The organism is Kribbella albertanoniae (assembly GCF_004348455.1).
Classification (GTDB): Bacteria; Actinomycetota; Actinomycetes; order Propionibacteriales; family Kribbellaceae; genus Kribbella; species Kribbella albertanoniae.
Window position 1 is genome coordinate 1 of sequence record NZ_SMKA01000335.1, and the last position, 9422, is coordinate 9422.

The 9422-nt window shown below is 67.3% G+C and carries 13 protein-coding genes; 12 read left to right on the plus strand and 1 reads right to left on the minus strand.

The annotated features are described in order from the left end of the window. The 12 genes from E1261_RS46690 to E1261_RS40290 form a co-directional block, all read left to right on the plus strand. The coding region (locus E1261_RS46690) for an LPXTG cell wall anchor domain-containing protein (RefSeq protein ID WP_238176744.1) at window positions 1-281 on the plus strand (281 nt) is incomplete at its 5' end. Continuing rightward, window positions 278-1816: an anchored repeat ABC transporter, substrate-binding protein gene (locus tag E1261_RS40240; RefSeq protein WP_132415014.1), complete on the plus strand. Its 1539-nt coding sequence runs from the start codon at window positions 278-280 to the stop codon at window positions 1814-1816. The genes E1261_RS46690 and E1261_RS40240, both read left to right, overlap by 4 nt. Continuing rightward, the gene (locus tag E1261_RS40245) at window positions 1813-2619 is read left to right on the plus strand and encodes a TIGR03773 family transporter-associated surface protein (RefSeq protein WP_132415015.1); all 807 of its coding nucleotides are present in this window, start codon (window positions 1813-1815) and stop codon (window positions 2617-2619) included. Before E1261_RS40240 ends, E1261_RS40245 begins: the two co-directional genes overlap by 4 nt. Beyond that, a complete protein-coding gene (locus E1261_RS40250; protein WP_132415016.1) occupies window positions 2616-3362 on the plus strand; it encodes an anchored repeat-type ABC transporter ATP-binding subunit in 747 nt (248 codons plus the stop codon). The genes E1261_RS40245 and E1261_RS40250 overlap by 4 nt, the downstream gene beginning before the upstream one ends. Further along, window positions 3359-4237, plus strand: a complete 879-nt coding sequence (locus tag E1261_RS40255; RefSeq protein WP_132415017.1) for an anchored repeat-type ABC transporter permease subunit — start codon at window positions 3359-3361, stop codon at window positions 4235-4237. Before E1261_RS40250 ends, E1261_RS40255 begins: the two co-directional genes overlap by 4 nt. Window positions 4238-4250: 13 nt before the next feature. Next, a complete protein-coding gene (locus E1261_RS40260; protein WP_132415018.1) occupies window positions 4251-4895 on the plus strand; it encodes a choice-of-anchor M domain-containing protein in 645 nt (214 codons plus the stop codon). Next, window positions 4892-5533 carry a choice-of-anchor M domain-containing protein gene (locus tag E1261_RS40265; RefSeq protein WP_132415019.1) on the plus strand — a complete coding sequence of 214 codons (642 nt, stop codon included), beginning with the start codon at window positions 4892-4894 and terminating at the stop codon, window positions 5531-5533. Before E1261_RS40260 ends, E1261_RS40265 begins: the two co-directional genes overlap by 4 nt. 58 nt (window positions 5534-5591) lie before the next feature. Next, a complete protein-coding gene (locus tag E1261_RS40270) occupies window positions 5592-6302 on the plus strand; it encodes a DUF3137 domain-containing protein (protein WP_132415020.1) in 711 nt (236 codons plus the stop codon). Window positions 6303-6311: 9 nt separating this feature from the next. Then, entirely contained in the window at window positions 6312-6968 is a 657-nt protein-coding gene (locus E1261_RS40275) for a hypothetical protein (protein ID WP_132415021.1), read from the plus strand. Then, complete coding sequence (locus E1261_RS40280) at window positions 6965-7615, plus strand: hypothetical protein (protein ID WP_132415022.1); 651 nt, start codon at window positions 6965-6967, stop codon at window positions 7613-7615. The genes E1261_RS40275 and E1261_RS40280 overlap by 4 nt, the downstream gene beginning before the upstream one ends. A 59-nt stretch (window positions 7616-7674) precedes the next feature. Then, window positions 7675-8253, plus strand: coding sequence for a DUF3137 domain-containing protein (locus E1261_RS40285; RefSeq protein WP_132415023.1), 579 nt, complete (start codon window positions 7675-7677; stop codon window positions 8251-8253). After that, the gene (locus tag E1261_RS40290) at window positions 8250-8852 is read left to right on the plus strand and encodes a hypothetical protein (RefSeq protein ID WP_132415024.1); all 603 of its coding nucleotides are present in this window, start codon (window positions 8250-8252) and stop codon (window positions 8850-8852) included. The genes E1261_RS40285 and E1261_RS40290 overlap by 4 nt, the downstream gene beginning before the upstream one ends. Here E1261_RS40290 and E1261_RS40295 read toward each other — a convergent pair. Next, window positions 8845-9306 carry a DUF1932 domain-containing protein gene (locus E1261_RS40295; RefSeq protein WP_238176745.1) on the minus strand — a complete coding sequence of 154 codons (462 nt, stop codon included), beginning with the start codon at window positions 9304-9306 and terminating at the stop codon, window positions 8845-8847. The two genes, E1261_RS40290 and E1261_RS40295, sit on opposite strands and share 8 nt — an antisense overlap. Between the last annotated feature and the right edge of the window lie 116 nt (window positions 9307-9422).

Sequence of the window (9422 nt, forward strand, 5' to 3'; positions counted from 1 at the left end):
CCCCCACCTCCCACACCACCAACACCCTCCGCGTACTAGTAGCCCCCACCGGCGGCGCCAACGCCCTCCACCTTGAGCACCCCTCAACCACGCGAACGGCCGCCCAGTGGTCGATGGGTGCCCAAAGTGGCGGGGACGTGGTGCGGGCTGCGGGTGAGGGTTCGGGGTGCAGGTTGGCGGCGACCGGGGCCGACGTAGGGGTTGGGTGGTTTGTGGCAGCAGGACTGTTCATCCTGCTGGGCTGCGCACTGCTCGTGGCAACCCGACGGAGCGCCAAGTGAGGCGGGCGATTGCGGCAGCGCTGACGCTGACGTTGCTCACCGGATGCACGTCCACAGCAGCAAGTAGTGACGGGAAGCTCAACGTCGTCACGACCACCGAGATCCTGGCTGACCTCGTGCAACAGGTCGGGGGCGAGCGGGTGACCGCTACTTCGCTGGTCCCACCCGGTGGTGACCCGCATTCGTACGAACCCACCCCGGCCGACGCGAAGCGAGTAGCGAAAGCGGACGTCACGTTCACGAACCACCTGCTGCTCGAACCCCAGAGCCTGATCAAAACCATCGACGCGAACGCCGCCAAGGACGCCCCCAACGTGTCCCTCGCGGAAGCGGCCGAGTCGTACGGCGCGCACGTGATCCCGCTCGTCGAGAACATCGGCCTCGACGTCCTCTGGCTAGGCCTCCGCGTCCGCGGCACCGGCAAACAACGCGGCGCCACCAGAACGTCCTCCGTCCAGCTAGCAGCCACCAAACTCGACGGCCCCGGCCAACTGGTCGCCTACCTGACCGAATCCCTCGGCCAGCCGGATCGCTACTTCGACTCCACCGACGGCCTCGACAAATCCGACAGTACGACGCTCCCCCCGGCCGCGCACACGCACCTGAACTGGGCGTTCACCAAGCCCGGCGTCTACCACCTCACGCTCACAGGCAGCCTCGACAACAACGACGGCAAGCTCCAGCCGCTCGGCGAAGGCACCTTCACGTTCGCGGTCGGCGTCGACCCGCACTCGGTCAAGCCGGTGTCCGGCGGTAAGGCCACGGTTCTCGGCGAGGGGCACACCGACCTCACCGTCGACCTCGACTCCGGTCAGGTCAACGCGTTCTCGGACGCCAAGAAGGTCGGCGCGGCCCAGTCGCAGGTCCCCGCCGCCGACGTGGTCATCGACGTACCGAACAAGGCTCTCGTCGCGATCCCCGACGACCCGCGGTTCTCGTTCCTCGGAAAGGCCGGCAGTCAGATCCACCAGCTGCCGCAGGCCGTCCTCGGCAAGCACGTCCACGGCGAGATCGACCCGCACCTGTGGGAGGACGTCGCCAACGCCAAGGCCTACGTCCAACTGATGCGCGACACCCTGATCTCGCAAGACCCGGACGGCAAGCAGACCTACGAGGCGAACACCAAGACCTACCTGAGCAAACTCGACGAGCTCGACGAATACGTCCGTACGACGCTCGCCACCATCCCGGCCGATCGGCGCCAGCTCATCACCACGCATGACGCGTTCGGGTACCTGGCTTCGGCGTACGAGATGACCGTCGCCGGCTTCGTCGTGCCGAACCCGGCGCAGGAACCGAGTGTCGAGCAGGTCCGCAAACTGTCCGACACCATCCGCAACCTGCGCGTCCCAGCCGTCTTCACCGAGCCGAACCTCGCCCAGCGCGCATCCGTCCTGATCCAGGTCGCCCGCGACCAGGGCGTCCAGGTCTGCTCGCTGTACGGCGACACGTTCGACGACAAAGCAAGGACCTATGTCGACATGATGCGTCACAACGCCGACGAGCTGAAGCGCTGCCTGGGAGACCACCGATGAAGCTCCTCGCCGCACTCCTGCTCGCAGTAGCGCCGCTGGCACCGACAGCCGAACCAGTTGTCATCAGCAACGGTCATGTCGACCTCGGCCCGAAGTTCGTCGACGGCCGGTGGACGGTTCAGCTCCGCGACGACACCACCGATCCTGCGACCTGGCGTGACCTCGACACGGTTGTCCTGCAAGCGACCAGTAAGGCGAAGATCGCCGTACCGGCCGATCCGGCGTACCAGTTCCTCGGCAAGCCGGGGCAGTCGATCTGGGTGATTCCGCAGGTCCAGCAAGACGGAATCGTCTGGCCGGGCTGGAACACGCAGGACACCGAGGTTGCCACCAAGGTCGATCGCGAGGTGACCTGGTCGCTCGAAGGTGTGCGTGGTCCGGGCACGTTCACGCTGTTTCTCAACTCGGACTTCGGCAAGCCGCAGCCCGTCTTCGACAGCCGCAAGCCGTTCCCGCAGCAGACCGGGGTCGACGTCAACACGCATGTCCACGGCAACTGGACATTCGATGCCCAGGGCACCTATCTGCTCGACGTCGCGATGACCGCCAAACTCACCGACGGCAGCTCGGTCACCGACCGCCGTACTCTCCACGTCTACGCCGGCGACGGAGACGCCCGTACGGCGCTCGCGACGCCGACCCCGACGCCCACAGCGACTCCTGTTCCGGCGACCGCCCCGGCGGCCGCGGATACGGATTCGGATGCTGAGGGCCAACGCATCGAACTGTGGTGGTTCATCGCCGGAGCCGGCGTGCTCGTCCTGGCCACCACCGGCTTCGTCGTGCTCAGGAGACGCGCATGACCGTACTGAACGTCACCGGAGTAGCCGTCGAGCTCGGCGGTCGTCAGGTGCTCGAAGACGTCGACCTGTCCATCAGCTCTTCCGAACAGGTCGGTCTGATTGGACCGAACGGCGCCGGCAAGACCACCTTGCTGCGGGCGGTACTCGGGCTGCTGCCGATCACCGCCGGAAGCATCACCATCGACGGCAAGACCCCTCAGGACGCGCGCGGTTCGATCGGGTACGTGCCGCAGCGGCACGAGTTTGTCTGGGACTATCCCGTCCAGGTCCGGACCGCGGTGATGACCGGACGCACGCACCGCATCGGCTGGCTCCGGAGGCCGGGGCAGGTCGACCGCGACGCCGTACAGGAAGCGCTGGAACGTGTTGACCTGACTGACCTCGCGAATCGGCCCATCGGTGAGCTATCTGGTGGCCAACGGCAACGAGTTCTGGTTGCGCGGGCACTTGCGCTCAAGCCGAGCTTGCTGTTGCTGGACGAGCCGTTCACCGGTCTCGACGTACCGACGCAGGAGATTCTCACGCGGTTGTTCAAGGATCTGACCGCCGAGGACACCGCGATCCTGATGACCACGCACGACCTTCCGGCCGCGGCCGACACCTGCCACCGGCTCTGCCTGCTGAACGGCACGGTCGTCGCCGACGGTTCGCCGGACGAGCTGCGGGATCCCGCGATCTGGTTGCGGGCCTTCGGGGTCGCGCGATCCGAGCAGCTCTTGCACAGCCTGGGAGTGACCCGATGATCGAGTTCCTGACCGAGCCGTGGTCGCACGTGTTCATGCAGCGCGCGTTCCTCGTCGTACTGATGTCCGGCGTCGTCTGCGGCGTCATCGGCACGCACGTCGCCCTTCGCGGCATGGCGTTCATCGGGGATGCGGTGGCGCACGCGGTGTTCCCCGGGATCGCGATCGCGTTCGTCCTGAAGACCAGCCTGGTGCTCGGTGGCATCGTTGCCGGACTGATCACCGCACTGGCCGTGGCCGTGTTCTCGCAGAACCGGCGGCTCAAGGAGGACACTGTGATCGGCGTCTTCTTCGCGGGTGCGTTCGGTCTCGGCATCGTCATCATGAGTACGGCGCCCGGGTACGGCGGTTCGCTGGAATCGTTCCTGTTCGGATCGGTGCTGGGCATCGGCAACGCCGACGTGGTCACGGTCGCGATCGGCGGCGCCGTACTGCTGCTCAGTACTGCCGCACTGCACAAGGAGTTCGTCACGGTCGGGCTGGACCGGGAGACCGCGCGATCCGTCGGGTTGCCGATCTTCTGGCTGGACCTGGCCATGTACGCGATGGTGACGGTGTCGATCGTCATCTCGATCCAGGCCGTCGGCAACATTCTCGTGCTGGCACTGCTGATCACGCCGGCCGCCTGCGCCCGGCTGCTCACCGACCGGATCGGCGTGATGATGGTGATCGCGCCGGTGATCGGCGCCGTCTCCGGGCTCACCGGTCTCTACCTGTCCTACGCCTTCAACCTCGCCGCCGGTGGATTGATCGTCCTCACCGCCACCGCGGTGTTCATCGCGTGCTGGGTGTTCGCACCCCGGCATGGCCTGCTCTCCCGCCGTACGTCGCGCGCCCACGCGACGAAGGCGGTTGCGGTTTCCGTCCAACCCTGAAAGGGAAACACACATGCGCAAGCCTTATCGCGTGGTGCTGTCCGCTGCGGCAGTCCTCGCGCTCACCGCTGTCGCCGTCCCAGCGACCGCCACCACTTCGGTCGTCCTCGACCAGGGACATGTCGACGTCGTCGGCATCGCCTGGGAGGACAACGCGTTCAACGTGCACGTCCACGACGAGGAGAGCGCGACCGAGTACACCCCGGCCGAGGTGCAGCTCGTCGCCAAGCCCGGTTCGAAGGTCGCCGTACCGGACGACCCGGCGTACAGCTTCCTCGGGCAGCCGGGCAGCTCCGCCTGGGTGCTGCCGCAGGTCCAGGACGCGGACCTGCTGTGGCCGGGGATCGGTTCCGAGGAGATCGCCTCGGGCGTGTTCACCAACGACGCACTGAAGGTCATCCTGGTCGGCGTCTACGGCCCGGCCGACTTCAGCATCTTCACCACCGACGCCTTCGGCGCGCCGACCCGGCTCGCGGACAGCGGCAACGGACTGCCGGACACCATCAACACGACGGCCGGCGGCCACCTGCACGCCAACTGGGCGTTCGAGGCGGCCGGTACCTACAAGGTGAAGTTCAAGGTGCGCGGCACGCTCGCCGCCACCGGCCAGACCGTCACCTCGGCCGTCGCGACCTACACCTTCAAGGTGCAGGCATGAAGGCCCGTGGAGTGGCCGGCGCCCTGATCGCCGGTTTCGCTGCGACCGTTCTGTCGGTGACCCCGGCCTTCGCGCTCACCACGATCTCCACCGGTCACGTCGACGCCATCGACGTGGACTGGACCGGGTCCGCGCTCACCCTGGACCTCAAGGACAGCACCGTCACTCCGGCCGTCGACCGTGCCCCGGCTGACGTCGTACTGAACGCCGTGTCGGCCAGCAAGACCACAGTGCCGTCAGGCTCGGCGTACGCCTTCCTGGGCACGGCGGGCGCACCGGTGTGGATCCTCCCGCAGACCCAGGCGAGCAACATCGTCTGGCCGGGCTTCAACACCGAGGACGTCCCGAGCGGCGTCCTGTCCGGTAACGCCGTCGCCGTGAAGCTGGTCTCGGTCAGCGGACCGGACGACGTCGCCGTCTACACCACCAACACGTTCGGTACGCCGACCGTCTGGTTCGACAGCGGCAACGGCCTGCCCGACACCCGTTCCATCGCCATCAACACCCACGCCCACGCCAACTGGGCCTTCGAAGCCGCCGGCACCTACACCGCCGTCTTCGAAGTAACCGCCACCACCGCCGGCGGCACCGCCATCACCACCGGCCAGAAGACCTACACCTTCACCGTCCAGCCGTAACAACACTGAGCGTGCAGGGGCCCGGCGCCGGACCCCTGCACGACTTAGAGTCGCGTCCATGGACGACCCCAACAGCCCCCGCCCCGGCGGGTTGATGGCGGCCATCGTCCTGGTCCGCGACAAGATCATCGCCCAGCTCAACCTGCACCCGGACCAGCGCCAGGTGCAAATGACGCTGCGGGGGCTTCACAAGGTGCCCCCGAACGAGTGGCTCTGCCACGTGGCCGCTCAGCTCTACGAGCCCGGTGAGCCGCGTGAGATGTGGGCCTTCCAGTTCCCGAACCGAATGACGGCGTGCGTGCTGGAGTACGTCCTGCCCGGTCGGCAGCAGCGGAACGGCCGAGCCGCCGGGCCGCCAGTCGTGCACCTGGTGTCCGTCACCTTGCCGCTCACGCTGCCACCGCTGACGGTCACCACCGACTCGCGCCTGAAACAGTTCATCAAGGGCAACGATCTGCACCTCGGCCACGAGGCTTTCGACGACGCCTTCCATGTCCGGGCCTCAGACGAGCAGTACGCCAGGAGCCTGCTTCATCCGTCTGTCCTGGACTGGGTGCTCCGGTTCCGGGACATGCAATGGCAGGTGGCGGGCAACTCGCTGGTCGCCTGGGGCGAGGGGGAGTTCGTACCCTTGAAGGTGACGCAGTTGGTGCGGGCCTTGGTCGGCATCGCCGACCGGCTCCCTCCGTCCGTTCTTCGCGACTACGGCCGATCCACCACGCTGCCGCCGGACGAGGATCCGCGCGGCTTGGTCCCCGGGTTCGACTAGGTTGTCAACGTGATCGGGCCGTTCGTCATCGTGTTGCTGGCGTCCACCGTGGTGATTGTCGCGGTGACACTGGCGCTCATTGCCTATACCAAGCGTCGCCGCGCGTGGCTGGTCGAGCGCGGGAACGCGATGGCGCAGTACGGCTGGTACCCGGCGCCGCCCAACCCGTGGCTGCAAGAGGTCGCGGCGCGGCTGTACGCGAAGGGGCGCGCGCACGAGATGTTCGCCGGTGACTTCCGCGGCCGGGGTCTGTGCGTCCTCGAGTACATGTACACCACCAGCAACGGCAAGAGCAGCCAGACGCACCACGTGAACCTGATCGCCCTCAACCTTCCGGCCGCGCTGCCACCGCTCACAGTGTCGCGGGACTCCACCCTGAAACGGGCCTTCGGCAACGACATCGAGCTGGAGAGCCAAGCCTTCAACGACACCTTCCAGATCGACTGCGCGGACCCGCGCTACGCATCCGCCGTACTGCACCCGCAGTTGATGGAGTGGATGCTGCTCAACCCCGCCCTGGAGTGGCAGCTCGCCGGAAACGCGCTGGTTTCCTGGGCCTACGGACAGTTCACCGTCCCCGACGTACTGGCCCGCTTGGAAGCCATGACCGGCGTCATCGATCACATCCCACCCTTCGTCCTCCGCGACTACGGCGCACCCTTGTGAGTGCGGAGGAGTTCGGGCGCGCGGCCGTCCTGGTGATCCTGTTGCTCGCCACGGTGTTCGTAGGCGTGGTGCTCGTCGATGGCTACCGGAGACGGCGTCGAGCACTGGTGTATCGGGCCGCCCTGATGGCGTGGAACGGATGGTCTCCGGCTCCACCGGATCCGCGGCTGGTCGCCTTCGGCACGCTGCTGGGCCTCCAGGGCCAGCCGACGCAGATGTTCACCGGCGACTTCCGCGGGCGGCGTCTGTTCATTCTGTACTACGAGTTCGGCTCGACCGAAGAATCGCCGGAGGCGTGCCTGATCGCGCTGAGGCTGCCCGGCGCGCTCCCGCCGCTCACGGTGTCGGAGGACGTGCCGATGGAGCGCGTCCTCGGCGAGGACATCGAGCTGGAGAGCCAGGCCTTCAACGACAAGTTCCGCGTCCAGGGCTACACGCGGCGGTTCGCATCCGCGGTCCTGCAGCCACGGCTGATGGAGTGGATGCTGCTCAACCCCCTGCGCTGGCACGTCGCCGGGAACATGCTCGTGACCTGGGGACACCATGAACTCACCGGGGCCGAGATCACGGCCCGGCTGGAGACGTTGGCCGGTGTGATCGACCGGATCCCGCCGTTCGTCTTCCGTGACAACTGGGCGACCTCGTGAACGTGTGGTGGATTCCCGTGGGGACGGGGTTGTTTGGGCTGCTGATTCTGGTGGGCGGGGTGGTGATACTCCTGGTACGGCGGCGGAGGCGGCGGGCGGCGATTCGGCGGCGGGCTGAGGTGATGGGCTCTTGTGGGTGGTCGCCGGCGCCGGTGGACGCGGGGCTGGTTGCGCTTGCTGGGCGGTTGACTGTCAGGGGACGGGCTACGCAGATGTTTGCCGGTGACTTCCGTGGGCGGGGGCTGCGGGTGCTCGACTATGAGTTCACTGCGCGCCGGGGGCCGGCTCCGGTGCATCTGATCGCGCTCAGCCTGCCGGTGGCGCTTCCGCCGTTGACTGTGTCGAAGGACTCGGTGCTGCCGGGTGTCAATGACATCGAGCTGGAGAGTCAGGCGTTCAACGAGCGGTTCCGGGTTCAGGCGGACGACCAGCGATTCGCGTCAGCTCTTCTGCAGCCACGGCTGATGGCGTGGCTGCTGCAGAACCCTGAGCTGCAGTGGCACCTCGCTGGGGACGCACTCGTCTCCTGGGGGTACGGCGAGGTCGCGCCGGCCGACATCCTCACCCGGCTGGAGGCGATGGCCGGTGTGATCGACCGGATCCCGCCGTTCGTGCTGACGGACTACCGCGTCTCGTGATCACCACAGTCGTAGTCATCGCCGTACTGGCTGTGGGGCTCGGTCTGCTCTACCTCCGCGTGCAGCGGCGGCAGCGCGCGTTCTTTGCGGACCGCGTGGCGGCTGTGGGTCTCACACCAGCACCTGTCGAGCCATGGCTCGCGGCCGCGGCCGACCGCGCGTTCGGCGTACGGGGGAACGCAGAGCGCATGGTTCGCGACGAGCGGCTGTGGGCGTGCGATTTCACCTACCAGGCATCCCGTACGGCGACCGCCGCCAAGTGTCACGTGATTGCGCTGAGTCTGCCGGCCGCACTCCCGCCACTGGCTGTGTTCCCGAAGAACCCCATGCTGCCGGACAACCTCGAGTTCGAGAGCGCCGAGTTCAACCGGACGTTCTCGGTCCAGTCCGCAGACCACCGCTACGCCAGCGCACTGCTCACGCCCCGCGTGCTCGAGTGGTTGCTCCACTACCCCAAGCTGCAGTGGCGGATCGACGGAAACGTGCTGATCGCCTGGAACGCCGGCTACTGGACCCCCGACACAGTCCGCCACACGGCGGCCATGTTCGAAGGCCTCCTACAACGCATCGACCCATACGTCTTCAAGGACTTCAGCTGAGCTTCGTCCAGACCTGACGTAAGGCCCGGGCCGCGTCGCCTTCGAGGCCGGCGTCGTCCAGGGTCTCGGCCAGCTCGTCGAACTCGGGCCCCCAGCGCCAGGCCACGGCCCGCAGTTGCTCCGGCAGTTGCGGGTCGCGGAGTGAACCTGCGTCCGCGCGCACCTGCTGCGCGACCAGTGCGTCGGTCACCCCGTGCTTTTCGGCCAGCTGGAACGCCAGCACTGCAAGGGCCGCCTTGCCCTTGTTGTACAGCGCGTACGCCGACTTCGCCGCGCTGGCCGCACCCGGTTCCGCGCCAACCACGCGCGGAGTCACCGCCGTACCAGCCCACAAGTCAGCAGCGTCAGCCGCAGCAGCGCCGGACAGCATCAGATGCGTCGGACTCGGCCCACCACTTGGCGGCGGTCCCACCACACCAGCGTCCACGAACGTCGCCTCCGGTACGGCGGCCATGTTCGAAGGCCTCCTACAACGCATCGACCCATACGTCTTCAAGGACTTCAGCTGAGCTTCGTCCAGACCTGACGTAAGGCCCGGGCCGCGTCGCCTTCGAGGCCGGCGTCGTCCAG

What these genes read in the sequence shown, in the direction of transcription:
- E1261_RS40250 (WP_132415016.1), top strand. Translation starts at nt 2,616, where the DNA reads ATGACCGTACTGAACGTCACCGGAGTAGCCGTCGAGCTCGGCGGTCGT.
- E1261_RS40270 (WP_132415020.1), top strand. Translation starts at nt 5,592, where the DNA reads ATGGACGACCCCAACAGCCCCCGCCCCGGCGGGTTGATGGCGGCCATC.
- E1261_RS40255 (WP_132415017.1), top strand. Translation starts at nt 3,359, where the DNA reads ATGATCGAGTTCCTGACCGAGCCGTGGTCGCACGTGTTCATGCAGCGC.
- E1261_RS40245 (WP_132415015.1), top strand. Translation starts at nt 1,813, where the DNA reads ATGAAGCTCCTCGCCGCACTCCTGCTCGCAGTAGCGCCGCTGGCACCG.
- E1261_RS40265 (WP_132415019.1), top strand. Translation starts at nt 4,892, where the DNA reads ATGAAGGCCCGTGGAGTGGCCGGCGCCCTGATCGCCGGTTTCGCTGCG.
- E1261_RS40260 (WP_132415018.1), top strand. Translation starts at nt 4,251, where the DNA reads ATGCGCAAGCCTTATCGCGTGGTGCTGTCCGCTGCGGCAGTCCTCGCG.
- E1261_RS40295 (WP_238176745.1), bottom strand. Translation starts at nt 9,306, where the DNA reads ATGGCCGCCGTACCGGAGGCGACGTTCGTGGACGCTGGTGTGGTGGGA.